This is a genomic window from Rathayibacter tanaceti, assembly GCF_009834165.1.
Taxonomy (GTDB): domain Bacteria; phylum Actinomycetota; class Actinomycetes; order Actinomycetales; family Microbacteriaceae; genus Rathayibacter; species Rathayibacter tanaceti.
Window position 1 is genome coordinate 207,079 of sequence record NZ_CP047186.1, and the last position, 16,305, is coordinate 223,383.

Sequence of the window (16,305 nt, forward strand, 5' to 3'; positions counted from 1 at the left end):
GCGGCCCCGCGCCGCCCGGCAGATCCGCTCCGCCGCCTCCGCTACCCCTCGATCCGCAGCAGGCCCGGCAGCGGGGCGGTGCGCTCGCGCAGCACGCCGAGCAGGAGCGGGTAGTCCGGGAAGAGCTGCTCGCGTCCGAGGGTCGGCAGGCGCAGCCCGAGCGGCACCTCGGTGACCCGGCCGCTGAACTCGGTGAGGGTCAGCCGCAGGCCGCGGGATCCACTCGGGCCGCTGGCCACCAGGGAGCGCAGCGTGTCGAGCGGGAAGACCAGGCCGTCGATCTGGATCGCGGACTCCGAGACGACGATCGTGCGCGGGAGGCCGGGTCGCAGAGCCAGGCGCACGGCCAGCAGTCCGAGCGGCAGCGAGAGGGCCACGATCACGGCGCCTGCGGCGATCTGGAGGCGGTCGGCAGCGGGCGCTCCGGCCAGGGCGACGGAGAGGACGCCCGCGGCGAACGCCTCCGTCGCGACGGCGACGAGCACGAGGGCCCGCCAGCGCAGTGGGGCGCGGTGCGGGCGGAAGAGCACGGGAGCGCTGCCCACAGCGGCCGAGGGCGGCACGGCGTCGCGGACGAAGGGAACGGCTCCGAGATCGGCGCGCAGGGCGGCCAGATCGTCGGGGAGGAAGTGCGCGCAGCGGACCTCGATCCCGTCGCCACGGCACCAGGCGACGAAACCGTCTCCGTCGGCCGACTCCATGAAGCGGACGGAGCGGCGGGGCCACTGCTCGCGTCGGTGGCGGCCGCGCATCAGGACCACCTGCGTGTCGGTCGTCATCACGCGGGTCGGCGTGACGGCGAAGAGCGACACGGCCGAGACCAGGCCGAACACGAGGGTGACGGCGAGGAAGCCGATCGCGAGGAGCGACTCGTCGAGGACGCCGCGCCGGTCGGCCAGGACGGCGAACGGGATGATCACCGCTGCCAGTGCAGCGCAGACCAGTCGCAGGAGGAGGGTTCGCAGACGGAGGACGACGGACGGGCTGTACACCCGTCGTGTCCGGATCTCCGTCGGTACCGACTCCACCGCGTCAGGGTAACCCCCGGACTGCGGAAGAGGTCCGCCAGGCGCGGTCGCGGCGCGATCCTCGCGCCAAGCGCCCCTACCTCGGGGGAGAGGCATCTCGCGATGACCGACAGGTGTCGGAGCGCGGCCGTCCGACCGCGCTCCGACCGTCCTACGCCTCTGCGGTGCGCCGCAGGGAGCGGACCGACGTGACACGCCTCCGGGCGATGGCGGCGACGGTCAGCAGCAGGCCGAACAGCAGCCAGATCACCAGTCCGACGACCGCGCCGGCCGTCCCCTCTGTGCCCTCGACCACTCCCGAAAGCGCGTTCTGCGCTGCCGACAGCGGCAGGAACCCGAGCACGTCGTCGAACAGGCCGGGCACCGTCGAGATGATGCCCGCGCCGAGGCCGATCACCGCCGCGACCATCGAGAGGAATCTGCCGATGCCGCCGAGCAGCGCGACCAGCCCCTGGTTGACGGTGGCGAACGACGCGCCGGCCAGCATCGAGAGCAGCGCGAAGCCCACCCAGCGGCCCGGGTCCAGCCCCGCCACGCTGCTCATCACGATCGCGACCGCGAGGCCCTGCACGACTCCGATCACGATCGCGGGCAGGGAGGAGGAGAGGGCGAGCGCCGCGGAGGAGCGGGTCGAGGAGAGCGCGCGGTGCGAGAAGGCGGCGAGCACGAGGAACGTCGCGAGCGCGCCGAGCCAGAGCGCGATCGTCGCGAAGAACGGGACGCTGGAGGCCCCGAACAGGTCGTCCGTACTGCTCGCGTTCTCGACCGGGTCCGAGACGACGTCGGCGAGGTTCTTCGACTCGGCGTCGGTGTAGGTCGGCAGCTGGGCGACGGCCGAGTCCAGCCCGGTGGCGAGCGAGCGGCTGCCGTCGGCGAGCTGCACGGCGCCGTCCGAGACGCCGGTGGCGCCGTCGGCGAGCTGGTCGGCGCCGTCGGCGGCCGAGGAGGCTCCGTCGGCGAGGTCGGCGGCTCCGCCCGCGGCGGTGGTCGCGCCGGTCGCGAGGTCGCGGGCTCCGGAGGCGGCGGTGGTCGCTCCCGAGGAGAGCTGCGCCGCGCCGCCGGCCGCGCTGTCGGCGCCGTCGGCGAGCTGGGTGAGTCCGCCGGACAAGCGACCGATGCCGTCGGCGAGCGTGCGGGCGCCGGTGGCGGACTGGCCGACCGCGTCGATCAGCGAGGGCTGCCCGCCGCCGCCGGTGCGGATCCCGGCGTCGATCCCGGCGACCGCTCCGGCCGTCTGCCCGGTCAGGGTGACCGCGCCCGTCGGCCCGGTCGCCGAGGCGATGACGGCCTTCGCGGCGTTGCACTCCGTCGTCCCGCAGCTCGCGAGCACTCCGGTGAGGGCCGTGAACGTCTCGGAGGTGGCCGTCGCCGCCCCCGCGCTGAGGGTCGCGACCTGCTGCGTCCCCGCACCCGTGGTCTGCACTCCCTCCCTCAGCTGATCGAGGCCGCCGGCCAGCTCGGAGGCACCGCCCTGCAGCGCCGTGGCCCCGGTCGCGGAGTCGCGGGCGCCCGTCGCGAGCTGCGCGACTCCGCCCGAGAGATCGGAGGCGCCGGTGCCCAGCTGCCCGACGCCGTCGGCGAGGGATGACGCGCCGGTACCCAGCTGCGCGACTCCGCTCGAGAGGGAGGAGGCGCCGCTCGCGAGCTCGTCGATGCCGTCCGCGAGGCTGCTCGTGCCGTCGGCGAGGCCGGAGGCGCCCGTGCCGAGCTGGTCGGCACCGTCGGCGAGCGTGCCTGCACCGTCGGCGGCCTGGCCGATCTGGTCGTTGAGCGTGGAGAAGCCCACGTAGATGTTCTGGAGGTAGGCGGTCGTGAGCTGCGTGTTCAGCAGTGAGGTCGCGGTGCTGGTGACGGTCGCCGAGATGGCGTCGTCGACGAGTTTGGCCTTCTCGCTGGTCGCGATGTCGATGGTCGCCTTCGTCGCCGCCGCGGCGTCGCCCGAGTACGAGGTGGCTGCGGCCGAGAAGGAGGAGGGGATCGTCACGACGGTCGCGTAGCTGCCGTCGGCCAGACCCTTCGCCGCGTCGTCCTTGTCGGTGAGCACCCAGGTGAAGTTGCCGGACGAGTCCGAGCCCGAGACGTTCGGCGCGGGAGTCTCGCTCGGTGCGGGGGTCGCCGACGGCGTGGCGCCGGGAGTCGCGGAGTCGGCCGGGTCGCTCGCCGCGGAATCGCCGCCTCCCGTCACCAGGCCGGCCGCGAGCTGGCGCCCGAGCGGCACCGTCTGCCCGTTGATCTCGACGGGGGTGTCCTCGTTGACGACGGCGGCCGTGATCCGGTCGAGGCGCTCGGTCGGGTTCCACAGCGCCCACACCAGGAGGCCGCCGACGACGAGGGGGACCAGGACGATCCCGAGGATCGTCAGCCAGGACACCTTCTTGACGCCGCGGGGGCGTTCGAGGGAGAGGAGAGCCATCTGTCAGAGGACCTTTGCGATCGCGCGGCGCTCGGCCGCGGGCGAGACCGCGAGCGTGCCGCGGTCAGAGGGGAGGAGGTCGTCGAGCGCGTCGGCGTCGACGGAGGAGGCGATCAGGGTGAATCCGCCGTCTGCCGCTCGGGCGGCTTCGAGCTCGGCACGGATCGCGTCGCGCAGCAGTGGGTCCGTGACCGTGTCGAGGTCGTCGACCACCAGCAGCCGCGGTGCCGAGCCGAGTGCCGCTCGCACCTCGGCGACCGGATCGGCGGCTCCGGCCAGCCGCACCAGCCCGACCCTCCCGCGCACGGCGGCGGAGCGGATCGGCACCACGAGGCCGTCGACCTTGAGCCGCCCTGCGTCGGGGGCCAGCCGGCCGGCGATGCTCAGCAGGAGTGCGGTGCGGCCCGAGCGGTGCGGCCCGTGCACGACGAGCGAGGCGCCGGCCGGCACCCGCACCGAGACGTCGCGGTAGATCGGCCCGTCGGGCCCTTCGAGGTGCAGGCCCTCGGCGGCGACCGCGTCGGTCGCGCCGGGCTCCGGCCAATCGGCGAGCGCGAGCTCCTTGGTGAGCCCCTCGCCCTCGACGTCGAAGGAGGGGAGGATGCGGTCGAGCCAGCGCGGCATGTGCCACGCGCGGTCGCCGAGCAGATGCAGCACGGCCGGCACCAGCGTCATCCGGACGATGAACGCGTCGACGAAGACGCCGACGGCCAGGCCGAGCGCGATCGGCTTGATGTTGGTGTCCCCCTCCGGCACGAAGGCGGCGAAGACCGAGAACATGATGATCGCGGCGGCCGTGACCACCTTGGCCGAGCCGACGAATCCCGACTCGACGGCGGCGCGCGCCGGACGGCCGTGCACGTAGTCCTCGCGCATCCGCGAGACCAGGAACACCTCGTAGTCCATCGCCAGGCCGAAGAGCACGCCCATCAGGATGATCGGCATGAAGCTGATGATCGGACCCGTCTTGTCCACGTGCAGCGCGTCCGAGAACCAGCCCCACTCGAACACCGCGGCCACAGCGCCGAAGGAGGCGCCGACCGAGAGCAGATAGCCCAGCGTCGCCTTGATCGGCACCCAGAGCGAGCGGAACACCATCGTCAGCAGCACCAGGGACAGGCCGACCACGAGCAGGCCGAAAGGCAGGAGCGCTGTGGCGAGCGTGTCCGAGATGTCGATGCCGACCGCCGTCTGGCCGGTCACCGCCAGGTCGACGCCGTACTCCTCCTGGAAGGAGTCGTGCTTGTCACGGATCTCGGCGACCAGCGCCTTGGTCGCCTCGGAATCGGGGCCGCCCTCGGGGATCACCTGGATGATCCCGGTGTCGGCGGTCTCGTTCGGTGTCGCGAGGGGCACCGAGGCGACGCCGTCGAGCCTCTCGATCTCGCCCTTGAGGTCGTTCATCAGGCCGAGCGGATCGGTCGAGCCGATGATCGTGCCGGTGACGATGAGCGGGCCGTTGTAGCCGGCTCCGAAGTTCTCGGCGAGGAGGTCGTAGGTGGTGCGCGCGGGCGTGCCCTCGGCCTGGTAGCCCGCGTCGGGCAGGGCGAGGCGCAGGCTGAGCGCCGGGATGCTGGCGACGCCGAGAACGCCGATCACCGCGATGATCGTGACGATCGGGAAGCGGGTGACGACCCGCACCCAGCCGCGGAAGAAGCCGCGCGGGACCTCGGCGTGCGCGTGCGAGCCGGGGGAGGGGACGACCGCGTCCTCGGGAGCCTCCGTGTCGGCGTGGCTGCCCGAGGCGGCTGCGGCCTTCGCGGCCCGCTTCTTCGCCCGGCGCTCCTTGGGTCGGAGGCGCGCGCCCGCGAATCCGAGCAGCGCGGGAGTGAGGGTGAGGGCGATGATCACGGCGATCGCGACTCCGCCCGCCGCCGCGATGCCCATGGTGGTGAGGAAGGGGATGCCCGCGACCGAGAGGCCGACCAGAGCGATGATGACGGTCAGGCCGGCGAACACGACCGCGGAGCCGGCGGTCGCCGTCGCGCGAGCGGTCGACTCCTCCGGGTCCATGCCCTGCCGCAGCTGGTCCTGGTGGCGGCTGATGATGAACAGGGCGTAGTCGATCCCGACCGCGAGACCCAGCATCAGCGCCAGCAGCGGGGTGGTCGACGAGATCGACGCGAAGCGGGTGGCGATGAAGATCGCCGACATCGAGAGCGCCACGCCGAGCAGCGCGGTGACCAGGGGCATCCCGGCGGCCAGGAACGAGCCGAAGGTGAGCACGAGCACGACCAGGGCGACGACGAGGCCGATCGCCTCGGTGATCGTGACGCCGGGGAGGTTCTGCGCGAAGAGGTCGCCGCCCAGAGAGACGACGGAGCCGGCCGGCAGCGCCGCCTCCAGCGTCGTCGCCTCTGCCTTCAGCGCGTCTCGGCTGGCGGCGCTCGTCGTGGTGGCCGAGCCGTCCATCTGGGCGGTGATGACGAGCGCATTCCCCGCCTCCGAGATCGTGCCGGAGACACTGTCGGAGTAGGGGTCGGTGACCGCGGCGACCTCGTCCACATCGCCGAGGGCGGTGACCGCGGCGCTGACCGGGTCCTTGATGTCGGCGTCCTGGACGCTGCCTCCCTCCGGGGCGACCACGACGTAGCGCGCCGAGGTGCCGCTCACCTGCGGGAAGGTGCGCTCGAGCTGGTCGAGCGCGGTCTGCGACTGCGTGCCCGGGATCGAGAAGGTGTTGTCGGTGCCCTGGTTCAACAGCAGGGCGCCTCCTCCGCCGGCGACGACGATGAGCAGCCAGAGCACGGCGACGAGGCGGTGGGCGCGGTACACGCGACGACCGAGACGGTAGAGCAGCGACGACACGCGGTCTCCTGACGGTGAGGGGGAGGAAGGCGATACGTCTCTGTACCTGCGGAGCAGGACTCCGATACACGAGCGTATCCGATACAGCAGCGTATTGGATACGTGGATGTATCGGATACAGTGAGGTCGTCGCAGGCAGCGACCGGCAGGAGGCGACGATGACCGCGATCGACGCCACCCCTCCCGAGACTCCGCGCCGCAGCCGCACGCGCGAGCGGCTGCTCGACGCGGCCTACGACGTCTTCGCCGAGACCGGAGTGCACTCCGCCTCCGTCGAGCAGATCTGCGAGCGCGCCGGATTCTCGCGCGGCGCCTTCTACTCCAACTTCTCCTCGAAGGAGGAGCTGTTCTTCGCACTGATGGAGCGAGAGAACGGCGCCCGGGTGACCGCTCTCGTCGAGCAGATGGGGCGCACGATCCCCAAGATCGTCGACTCGGACGAGCCGCTGACCGCCGAGAGGCTCGCGGTCGTGATCCTCGACTTCCTCCAGGGGCCCGTCACCGACAGTCGACGCTGGTGCGTGGTTGAGTCGGAGTTCGAGCTGCTCGCGCTGCGGGACGCGCGCATCGCGCCGCAGTACCGCGACTTCCGGGCCGGCTTCGACGCCTCCCTCGTGCAGATCGTGCACGGTGCGCTGCACCACGTGGGCCGCGAGTTCTCGCTTGAGCCGCGGACGGCGGTGCGCCTGCTGATCGCGGGCTACGACGACGCGGTGAAGCAGTCGATCCTCGAGGACGAGTCGGAGGCGGCGGCGCTCGAGCGGTTGCGGACGACGCTCACGGCGATCGTTCTCGCGACCTCGGTCGCCGACACCTGAGCGGCGCTATTCGAGGCGCTGTTCGAGGCGGATGGCGTCAAGAACGAAGGAAGGATTCGACTCGACGCCCGCCAACCCGCGCGGATCGGGATCGGGATCGACATCCTTCCTTCGTTCTTCACCGCATCGTGCTCGGAACCGTCGACGTCCGCGCCCGGACCACGCCCCGGCTCGCGACTCCTGCGCAGTCCAGGCGGTCGGGCGGTCACCAGGCGTAGTCCTCCGGGGCGGTCCGGTGGCCGGGGAAGATCTCGTCGAGGCGGGCGAGCGCTGCGGAGTCGAGCGTGATGTCGACGGCGGCGACCGCGCTCTCCAGCTGCTTGAGCGTGCGCGGGCCGGTGATCGGTCCGGTGACGGCGGGCTGGTGCAGGAGCCAGGCCAGGGCCAGCTCGCCGGGCGCCTCGCCCCGCTCGCGCGCGAACGCCTCCCACTGCTCGAGGGCGGGACGGTGCTGCTCGATCGCGGCGAGGGTGCGCTCGGAGGAGCGGCGCCCGCCCTCCGCGGTCTTCTCGAGCACGCCGCCGAGCAGACCACCCTGGAGCGGAGACCACGGGATGACACCGAGCCCATAGTGCAGCGCGGCGGGCAGGACCTCCCGCTCGACATTGCGTACGAGCAGGTTGTAGATCGACTGCTCGGAGGCGAGGCCGGTGAAGTGGCGGGCGCGCGCCGCCTCCTGGGCCTGCGCGAGGTGCCAGCCGGCGAAGTTGCTGGAGCCGACGTAGAGGACCTTGCCCTGCTGCACGGCCACCTCCATCGCCTGCCAGATCTCGTCCCACGGGGTCGTCCGGTCGACGTGGTGGAACTGGTAGAGGTCGATGTGGTCGGTCTGGAGGCGCCGCAGGCTCTCGTCGAGCGCGCGGCGCAGGCTGAGGGCCGAGAGTCGGCCGCCGTTGGGCCAGGAGTCGCGGCCGCGCTCGGCTCCGGGAGCGGCGAACTCGCCCATGTCGCCGAAGACCTTGGTCGCGAGGACCGTGCGCTCGCGGCGCTCGCCGCCCTGGGCGAACCAGCGGCCCACGATCTCCTCGGTGGCTCCGCGGCCGGCGTCGCCTCCATAGACGTTGGCGGTGTCGAAGAAGTTGACGCCCAGCTCGTGCGCGCGATCCATGATCGCGAACGAGTCGGACTCCTCGGTCTGCATGCCGAAGTTCATGGTGCCGAGGACGGTGCGGGAGACGGACAGGCCGGTGCGGCCGAGAGACGTGTACTGCATGGTTCCAGTTGACGCCGGTTCGGGCCGGGTGTCCACCGGTTGTCCGGTAGGGGACGGACGAGAGAGGAAGTGCCCGGGGTGCTGCGGCGGGTGGTCCCCTGGCCGGGCGCGGTGCCGCCTGGCCGCGCGGGCGCCGGGCTAGAGTCGCGGCATGGTCCGGACGACGCAGCGCCTCGTGATCCCTCTCGCCGCGGTGATCCTGCTCGCCGGCTGCACGGCGGAGCCGCCAGGAGCGGCGCCACCTGCGGAGTCGTCGGGCGCAGGCGCCTCCGCGCCGACCGCCGACGGAGCTCCGGCGTCGCGGCCCGTTCCGAGCATCGCGGTCACGCCCGTGCCGGTCGGGTCGGTCGCGGGCGGGGCGGGGGAGTGCTCGGTACGGACCGTCGGCTCGGGCACGCTCGACGGTGTCGACCTCGAGGAGGTGCGCGACTCCGGCTCCCGGAGCGGCGCGACGGGGACGGTGCGGGCCGCCTCCGACGGCGCCCCCGCCTCCTACCTCGTGGCCGCCGGTGATATCAGCGAGCAGATCGCCGAGCGCTTCTGCATCAGCCCCGACTACCTCTCCGCCCTCAACTCGGTCCGCCGCGACGGTGTCGACATCGACAGTCTCTTCGGCGGCGACACCCTCAACCTCCGTCCGACGACCGTCCTCACGGTCGGCGACCAGAACGGCCGCGTGCTCGACAACACGGCGCCCGACGACCTGCCCGCCCAGACAGGCTGACGGCGGCCTGCTGCCCGGCGGGTGCGGCTCCTCAGAAGGCGCGGTGGCCGCGCTCGACCCCCGCGCGACCTGCGTCCCCGTGTCCGCGCGAGCCGAGGCGTCGGCGGCCGGCGCTCACGCCAGTACGCCGAGCAGCACGGCCGACAGCGCGACCGTCGCCGCGAACCCGGTCGTGCGCGAGCGGCGGCGCGCCGGGTCCTCGAACCACGGCAGGGAGCCCCAGCGCAGCGCCGCCCCGGCGGCTCCGGCCGCGGCGACGGCCACCAGCACGAACCACGGCACCAGGGTCAGCGCCGACCAGTCGATGAAGGCCCGGCCGAGCAGCAGCACCGCCACCGCCTCGACCCCGCGCGTGAGCGAGCGGAGGCGGTCGCGGTCGAGCCGGCGCGCGGTCCGGCGCGACGGCAGGCTCCCGAGCGCGAAGCGGCCGACCGTGGAGGCGACGACGATCAGGGCGATGGTCGAGGCGATGATCACGACTCCTCCTCCAGGACGCGCTGCAGCAGCGTGACGCCGAGCTCGTCGACCGAGCTCGCCGTGTCGCCGTTGACGAAGACGGCGACGCCGCGGTCACGGTCCATCACGAGCATCGTCGAGTAGCCGGCGGTGCCTCCGTTGTGCCAGGTCGTGGATCCGCCGCCGGCCGCGTCGGAGGTGTACCAGGAGAGGCCGATGCGGTTGCCGTCGCCGGCGTCGAACCGCGGCTCGAGCACCGTGGAGCCCGCCACTCCGAGCGCAGGATCGTCGGTGAGCAGGGCCTGCGCGTAGCGGGCCATGTCGGCCGCGGTCGAGCGGACGCCGCCCGCCGGGGCGTAGCCGGCGAGGGTCCACGGAGCGACCGACCGGCCGCTCGCCGTGTAACCGGTCGGTGCGTCAGGGGCGAGAGCGTCGGCGGTCACGGGCACGGAGGAGTCAGTCATCCCGAGCGGGTCCAGGACCCGCTCGCGCAGCAGGTCGGCGTAGTCGCGCCCCTCCGCCCGGGCGAGGGTCTGGCCCAGCACTGCGGCGCCCAGGTTGGAGTAGGCGACCTCCTCGGCGCCGAGGTCCGCCTCTGCCGCGTGGCGCAGAGTGTCCGCGGCCGACCAGCCGGCGTACGGGTCCGTGCCCCGCAGCTGCGCCAGGACCGTCGAGGCGATCTCGCCGACGCCGGTGGGGATCCGCGGGAGCCCCGAGCGGTGGCTCGCCAGCTGCGCGAGCGTGCCCGGGAAGTCGCCGACCTCGGCGTAGTCGGCGGCGCGGTCGTCGAGGGCGACGGTGCCGGCCGCGGCGCTCTGGGCGAGGAGGAGGGCGGTCATGGTCTTGGTCACGGACCCGATCTCGACCTCCGTGCGCTCGTCGGCGCCGAGTCCGCCGTAGCGGATGCCCTCGGGAGTGACGACAGCGGCGACGAGGTGGTGGCGGGCGCCGTCGCCGACGTCGGTGCGGAGCCACTGCGCGATCTCGGCGTCACCGGTCGCGTCGGGCGAGAGCGTCGGGGCGGAGGGGCGCAGCAGCACCCCGCCGATCAGCACGACGGCCGCAGCGGTGGCGGCGAGGGCGAGTCGGCGGCGGGTCATCGCGGGCCTCCCGAGGCGAGCAAAATCACGAGCAGGGGAACGAGGCGTTCCGGCGGGATGCCGTAGCGGCCGCGGCCGCGCGCGTGGAGCCAGCCGGCCGCGACCAGCTGGTTGACGTGGTGGTAGATCTGGCCGGTGGTGCCCGCTCCCTCGCTCTCGGCGAGCTGGGCGACGGTCTCGACTCCGCCTGCGACAGCCTGCAAAAAGCGCAGGCGGACGGGGCTGCCGAGCGCGGCGAGCGCGGTCGGTCCGGGGGTCGCGCCCCAGTCGTGCTCGAAGAACGCGTCGGTCGTGAGGCCGTACTGCCACTCGACCGGTCCCGCGGGAGTCGCGACGGAGCCGGCGAAGACGACTCCGCCGGGGGAGGGCAGCCGCTCCCTGAGTGCGGCGAGCGCCCAGAGCGGGTCGTCGGCGGGCGGGTTGAGGGCGGAGCGGGCGCCGGGGGCCTCGAGGCGGTCCAGCCGCTCCCGGAGCTCGTCGATCTCGCGCGCGAGGTCTCTGTCGGTCGGGGTCACCCGTCAACTATTGCAAATATTCCGTAATGACGGAACGCCGGTCGGGCCGGTCCTCCTCGTCGGGCCGTCGCCTCAGCCGAAGTGGCGCGGCAGCACGGCGCCGTTCACGGCCCGCAGCTCCTCGAGCGGCAGCGTGAACAGGCCCTGCACCTCGACGGCCGGAGTCGCCGCATCCGTCACGCCGATCCGCAGCACCGGGTAGCCGCGGCCCTCGCAGAGCCCGCGGAACTTCACATCGTCCTCGCGCGGCACCGACACCAGCACGCGGCCCGTCGACTCCGAGAACAGCGCGGCCGTCGCGTCGACCCCGTCGCGCTCCATCAGCTCGCCGAGCCAGATGCGCGCCCCCACTCCGAACCGCAGCGCCGACTCGGCCAGCGCCACCACGAGCCCGCCGTCGGAGAGGTCGTGGGCGGAGGCGATCAGTGACTCCTTCGCTCCCGCCGAGATCAGATCGGCCAGCGCGCGCTCGGCCGCGAGGTCGAGCTGCGGGGGCAGCCCGCCCAGGTGGTCGTGCACGGTACCGGCCCACGCGGAGCCGTCGAGCTCGTCGCGGGTCGTGCCGAGGAGGTAGACGTTGTCGCCCTCGTCCTGCCAGCCGGAGGGGATGCGGCGCGCGACGTTGTCGATCACGCCGAGCACGCCCACGACCGGGGTCGGGAAGATCGGCACGTCGCCGGTCTGGTTGTAGAACGACACGTTGCCGCCGGTGACGGGGATCTCGAGCTCGAGACACGCGTCGGCGAGGGCACCGACGGTCTCGCGGAACTGCCACATCACCTCGGGGTTCTCGGGGCTGCCGAAGTTGAGGCAGTCCGAGACGGCGACCGGGGTCGCTCCGGTGACGGCCACGTTGCGGAACGCCTCCGCCAGCGCGAGCCGGGCGCCCTGCGCCGGGTCGAGCTGGCACCAGCGGCCGTTGGCGTCGGTCGCCACGGCGAAGCCGAGGCCCGACTCCTCGTCGACGCGGACCATGCCGCCGTCGTCGGGGTAGCTCAGCGCTGTGTTGCCGAGCACGTAGCGGTCGTACTGCGAGGTGATCCAGCTCTTGTCGGCGAGGTTCGCGGAGCCCAGCAGCGCCAGGGTCTCGGCGCGCAGCGCGTCGCCGCCCCTCGAGCGGGGCAGGCGGGAGGAGGAGTCCGCCTGGAGGGCGTCGAGCCAGCCCGGGTAGGCGATCGGCCGCTCGTAGACCGGCCCGTCGACGGCGACCGTGCGGGGGTCGACGTTGACGATCTCCTCGCCGTGCCAGTGGATGATGAGGCGGCCGGAGTCGGTGACCTCGCCCAGCACGCTGGTCTCGACGTCCCACTTGCCGACGACCTCGAGGAACGCGTCGAGCTTCTCGGGCCGGACGACGGCCATCATGCGCTCCTGCGACTCCGACATCAGGATCTCCTCGGCCGTGAGCGAGGGGTCGCGCAGCAGCACCGAGTCGAGCTCGATGACCATGCCGCCGTCGCCGTTCGACGCGAGCTCGGATGTGGCGCACGAGATCCCCGCGGCGCCCAGATCCTGGATGCCCTCCACCAGGTCCTTGCGGAACAGTTCGAGGCAGCACTCGATGAGCACCTTCTCGGCGAACGGGTCGCCGACCTGCACCGCGGGGCGCTTGGTCGGGCCGCCGTCGGCGAACGTGTCGGAGGCGAGGATCGACGCGCCGCCGATGCCGTCGCCTCCGGTGCGCGCCCCGAAGAGCACGACCTTGTTGCCGACGCCGCGGGCGTTCGCGAGGTGCAGGTCCTCGTGACGCAGCACTCCGACCGCGAGCGCGTTCACCAGCGGGTTGCCCTGGTAGACGGAGTCGAAGGAGGTCTCGCCGCCGATGTTCGGCAGGCCGAGGCAGTTGCCGTAGAAGGAGATGCCGGCCACGACGCCGTGCACCACGCGCGCCGTGTCGGGGTCGTCGATCGCCCCGAAACGCAGCGCGTCCATGACCGCAACGGGCCGGGCGCCCATCGAGATGATGTCGCGGACGATGCCGCCGACTCCGGTCGCCGCGCCCTGGAACGGCTCGATGTAGCTCGGGTGGTTGTGGCTCTCGATCTTGAAGGTGACGGCCCAGCCCTCGCCGACGTCGACGACTCCGGCGTTCTCGCCCATGCCGACCATAAGGTTCTTCTTCATGGCGGGCGAGACCTTCTGCCCGAACTGGCGGAGGTACATCTTCGACGACTTGTACGAGCAGTGCTCGCTCCACATCACCGAGTACATGGCGAGCTCGCCGCTCGTCGGGCGCCGGCCCAGGATCTCGCGGATGCTCGCGTACTCGTCGGGCTTGAGCCCGAGAGCGGCGTAGGGCTGCTCCCGCTCGGGCGTCGCCTCCGCGTTCGCAGTGGTGTCGGGAACGGCGATGCGGCTGTCTGCCATGTGCTGGAGGCTCCAGGGGAGGGGGACGGGATGCGCGTCGATCCTACCCGCCGCCGTCCCGGCGGCCAGGGGCGGCGGAGTCGCGGCGAGCGGGCCGATCGTGCGCCGAGCGGGGAAGCGCCTAGGATCGGCCGGGTGAGGTGGGCGGCTCTGATCGGAACCCTCCTCTGGGGGCTCTATCAGTGCTTCGGTACCCTCGGCGCCGCGAACATCTCGCCGGACGAGCCGGTCTACCTCGCGGCCGGCTGGGACTACCTGCACGGCGACGTGAGCGCCAACCTCGAGCATCCGCCGACCGCGAAGTACCTCCTCGGTGTGGCCCAGATGCTGCTCGGCGAGGGGCTGATCGCGGGGAGGGTCGCGGCCGGCGCCGCCACCTTCCTCACCGGGGTCGTGCTCTGGCTCTGGCTGCGCCGCGAGCTCGGCGTCGTGCTCGCACTGATCCCGGCGGGCCTGTTCCTCCTCTTCCCGCGCACCGTTCCCGGAGGAGCGACCCGCATCGACCGGATCGCCCTGCTGGAGCCCTTTATGGTGCTGTTCGCCGTCGCGGCGATGGCGGTGGCGTGGAGCTGGTCGCGTGCCTCCCCGGGGCGGCGCAGCGGCTGGCTGATCGCCCTGGCAGGTGCGCTGTTCGCCCTGTCGGTCACCTCGAAGCTGACGACGGCCGTGCTCGCGCCCGTGTTCCTCCTGCCGCTGCTGCGCTCCGGGAGTCGCGGTCGCGCGCTGCGGGCCGCCGCCGCCTTCGCCGGCGCCTTCGTCGTCACGGGAGTGCTCGCCTACCTGCCCGTGCATCCGGTCGAGGCGATCCGCTACCTGCTGGAGTTCCAGTCGCGGCACAACGCCGAGGGGCACCTGATCGACGTCGCGGGCTCGGCCTTCGCCTTCCCGCCGTGGTGGGCGAACCTCTGGTTCACGCTGGCGGGGATCGGCCCGCCGGCGCTCTCCGTCCTGCTCCTCGGCACGCTGCTGGCCCTGCTCGCTCCGCGGCGCCGCGCACTGGTGCTGTACCTCGGCGGTGCGGCGCTGCTCCTGCTGGTGTTCCACCTGGTCGTCAGCTCGGTGGCGCTGCCGCACTACTACGCGGCGTGGGCCTGGCTGCTGTGCGCCCTGGCGGGTCTCGGCATCGCGGAGGCGCTGCACGGCGGGATCCTGCTGCCCGCGCCGGTCGCGCGCGGCGCGGGCGCGGTGCTGCTGGCCGCCTCCATCGTGGTCGCGGCCGCCACCTCGGCGGGTATCGCGCAGGAGCGGCCGACGGGGATCGCACGCGTGGCCGACGTGCTGCGCGAGCGCGGCCTCGACGGCGGCCTCGTCCTGGTGCAGGGCATGTCCTCCGGTGTCTACGTGCCCTACATCGGGGATCGGGTCACGACCGATCCGTCCTCCGCCGGCGTCGTCGCCATCGCGATCGAGGCGTCGGCGCGCTACCCCGTCGACCCGCGGGTCGCCGACTACCTTGAGTCGGCGCGCCCCGAGACGCTGCGGCTCGACGACCTCACGCTCGTGCTGGTCGCCGGCCCGCTCCCGTGACCGCTCACCTCGAGCGGCAGGCGCCCGGATCCACAGCGCCCGTCAGCGCCGGCGCCTCGGTGACGACCGGAGAGAGCACGGAGAGCGGGATCGCGTAGCCCACGTTGTCGACGGAGGCGGCCTTGCCGAAGACGACTCCCGAGACCGTGCCGTCGAGCGAGAGCAGCGGCCCGCCGGAGTTGCCCTGGTTGACCACGGCGGCCAGGGTCAGCACCTCGCGCGAGGTGGGGGTTCCGTCGACCATCAGCGAGACCGTCGTGTCCGAGGAGACCTGAGCCGAGCCGAGCGTCAGCGGTCCGCCGAACGGATAGCCGGCCACGACCGCGTCGTCTCCTCCGACGACCGAGTCGTCGAGTGCGAGCGGAGCGGCGTCGAGGCCGTCGACGGCGATCACCGCCAGATCGGTGGCGGCGTTCGCGTACACGACCCGGCCGGTGCGGGGAGCCTCGCCGGGCGCCTCCACCACCGGCTCGGCGACTCCGGCGACCACGTGCGCATTGGTGATCACACGGTCGTCGGAGGAGACGAAGCCGCTGCCGGTCACGCCCACGTCGCAGGCCCAGGCGGTGCCCGAGACCCGCACGACCGAGCGGGAGGCGCCGGCCACCTCGGGATCGTCGGTCGCCACGTCCGGGATGGCGGGTGCCTCCGTCGGTGCGTCGAGGGCCGCGACCACCCAGGACGTGCCGCGGTCGACCACGGTCGACTGGAGCTGGGCGAGGAACCCGCGGACCGGGGAGGGAGTGAGGTCGTCGATCCCACGGATGACGGTGGAGCCGGCGACCGAGGTGGTGACGAGCGGGACGCCGAGCAGCGAGACGGCCGAGGTGACGGCGATCCAGACCAGGCCGGTGATCGCGACCCCGGCGCCGCCCCCGGCGAGCCGGTCGAGCAGTCCGAGCTTGACCCGGTCGGCGCCGCGCCCGATGACCGCTCCGAGCGTGGCTCCGACGGCGTAGCCGACGCCGAGCAGCAGGACCGCCGTGCCGATCACGGCGAGCAGGCGCCACTCGGTGCCTGCGGTCCACGACGAGACGGCGGGCACCGCGAAGGAGGCGCCGATCGCGCCAGCGACGACGCCGGCGAGCCCGCCGACGGTCCGGAGGAAGCCACGGCGCAGTCCGTCGACGAGCGCGCCGAGCAGGCTCAGCACGACGATGACGTCGACGATCACGGATGCACCCACGGTGAGCTCCTGGCGGTGTCGGGAACGGGTCCTTCAGCATGGCCGACGGTGCAGTGCGCAGGCCCGGAGGAGGCTGGCAGTCGGGCGGTCGCGGGCGATTCGCCGGGGATCCGGCCCTCAGCCGGCCTCAGCCGTGATTCTGCGCGGCAG

The 16,305-nt window shown here is 72.9% G+C and carries 12 protein-coding genes; 3 read left to right on the forward strand and 9 right to left on the reverse strand.

What is annotated here, in order from left to right; genetic code table 11:
• Nucleotides 1–41 precede the first annotated feature (41 nt).
• The 3 genes from GSU10_RS00940 to GSU10_RS00950 all read right to left on the reverse strand — a co-directional run bounded on the left by GSU10_RS00940 (nt 42) and on the right by GSU10_RS00950 (nt 6,249).
• Nucleotides 42–992 carry a hypothetical protein gene (locus GSU10_RS00940; protein ID WP_068213678.1) on the reverse strand — a complete coding sequence of 317 codons (951 nt, stop codon included), beginning with the start codon at nt 990–992 and terminating at the stop codon, nt 42–44.
• Nucleotides 993–1,179: 187 nt separating this feature from the next.
• The gene (locus tag GSU10_RS00945) at nt 1,180–3,441 is read right to left on the reverse strand and encodes a YhgE/Pip domain-containing protein (RefSeq protein WP_132504692.1); all 2,262 of its coding nucleotides are present in this window, start codon (nt 3,439–3,441) and stop codon (nt 1,180–1,182) included.
• Between the two features lie 3 nt (nt 3,442–3,444).
• Nucleotides 3,445–6,249, reverse strand: a complete 2,805-nt coding sequence (locus GSU10_RS00950) for an MMPL family transporter (RefSeq protein ID WP_132504694.1) — start codon at nt 6,247–6,249, stop codon at nt 3,445–3,447.
• Between the two features lie 158 nt (nt 6,250–6,407).
• Here GSU10_RS00950 and GSU10_RS00955 point away from each other — a divergent pair, with 158 nt between their 5' ends.
• The gene (locus GSU10_RS00955; RefSeq protein WP_068213161.1) at nt 6,408–7,067 is read left to right on the forward strand and encodes a TetR/AcrR family transcriptional regulator; all 660 of its coding nucleotides are present in this window, start codon (nt 6,408–6,410) and stop codon (nt 7,065–7,067) included.
• 205 nt (nt 7,068–7,272) lie between these two features.
• Here the strand turns inward: GSU10_RS00955 and GSU10_RS00960 are convergent, their stop codons facing one another.
• Nucleotides 7,273–8,280, reverse strand: coding sequence for an aldo/keto reductase (locus tag GSU10_RS00960; RefSeq protein ID WP_068213164.1), 1,008 nt, complete (start codon nt 8,278–8,280; stop codon nt 7,273–7,275).
• 151 nt (nt 8,281–8,431) lie between these two features.
• On the opposite strand from GSU10_RS00960, the gene GSU10_RS00965 reads away from it, so the two are divergent.
• On the forward strand, nt 8,432–9,004 hold the full coding sequence (locus GSU10_RS00965; RefSeq protein ID WP_132504696.1) for a hypothetical protein: 573 nt from the start codon (nt 8,432–8,434) through the stop codon (nt 9,002–9,004).
• 114 nt (nt 9,005–9,118) lie between these two features.
• Here the strand turns inward: GSU10_RS00965 and GSU10_RS00970 are convergent, their stop codons facing one another.
• From GSU10_RS00970 to purL, 4 genes are all read right to left on the reverse strand, one after another.
• Complete coding sequence (locus GSU10_RS00970; RefSeq protein ID WP_132504698.1) at nt 9,119–9,481, reverse strand: hypothetical protein; 363 nt, start codon at nt 9,479–9,481, stop codon at nt 9,119–9,121.
• Nucleotides 9,478–10,560 (reverse strand): serine hydrolase domain-containing protein, encoded by a 1,083-nt coding sequence (locus tag GSU10_RS00975; protein WP_068210327.1) that lies wholly within the window; start codon nt 10,558–10,560, stop codon nt 9,478–9,480. Before GSU10_RS00975 ends, GSU10_RS00970 begins: the two co-directional genes overlap by 4 nt.
• Complete coding sequence (locus tag GSU10_RS00980; protein WP_068210326.1) at nt 10,557–11,075, reverse strand: ArsR/SmtB family transcription factor; 519 nt, start codon at nt 11,073–11,075, stop codon at nt 10,557–10,559. The genes GSU10_RS00975 and GSU10_RS00980 overlap by 4 nt, the downstream gene beginning before the upstream one ends.
• A 72-nt stretch (nt 11,076–11,147) precedes the next feature.
• Entirely contained in the window at nt 11,148–13,442 is a 2,295-nt protein-coding gene (purL, locus tag GSU10_RS00985; protein ID WP_068210325.1) for a phosphoribosylformylglycinamidine synthase subunit PurL, read from the reverse strand.
• A 135-nt stretch (nt 13,443–13,577) separates the two neighbouring features.
• On the opposite strand from purL, the gene GSU10_RS00990 reads away from it, so the two are divergent.
• Nucleotides 13,578–14,969 carry an ArnT family glycosyltransferase gene (locus GSU10_RS00990; RefSeq protein ID WP_068210323.1) on the forward strand — a complete coding sequence of 464 codons (1,392 nt, stop codon included), beginning with the start codon at nt 13,578–13,580 and terminating at the stop codon, nt 14,967–14,969.
• Between the two features lie 4 nt (nt 14,970–14,973).
• On the opposite strand, the gene GSU10_RS00995 is transcribed toward GSU10_RS00990, so the two are convergent.
• On the reverse strand, nt 14,974–16,155 hold the full coding sequence (locus tag GSU10_RS00995) for a MarP family serine protease (RefSeq protein ID WP_068210321.1): 1,182 nt from the start codon (nt 16,153–16,155) through the stop codon (nt 14,974–14,976).
• Nucleotides 16,156–16,305 lie beyond the last annotated feature (150 nt).

What these genes read in the sequence shown, in the direction of transcription:
- GSU10_RS00945 (WP_132504692.1), bottom strand. Translation starts at nt 3,441, where the DNA reads ATGGCTCTCCTCTCCCTCGAACGCCCCCGCGGCGTCAAGAAGGTGTCC.
- GSU10_RS00955 (WP_068213161.1), top strand. Translation starts at nt 6,408, where the DNA reads ATGACCGCGATCGACGCCACCCCTCCCGAGACTCCGCGCCGCAGCCGC.
- GSU10_RS00960 (WP_068213164.1), bottom strand. Translation starts at nt 8,280, where the DNA reads ATGCAGTACACGTCTCTCGGCCGCACCGGCCTGTCCGTCTCCCGCACC.
- GSU10_RS00965 (WP_132504696.1), top strand. Translation starts at nt 8,432, where the DNA reads ATGGTCCGGACGACGCAGCGCCTCGTGATCCCTCTCGCCGCGGTGATC.
- GSU10_RS00975 (WP_068210327.1), bottom strand. Translation starts at nt 10,560, where the DNA reads ATGACCCGCCGCCGACTCGCCCTCGCCGCCACCGCTGCGGCCGTCGTG.
- purL (WP_068210325.1), bottom strand. Translation starts at nt 13,442, where the DNA reads ATGGCAGACAGCCGCATCGCCGTTCCCGACACCACTGCGAACGCGGAG.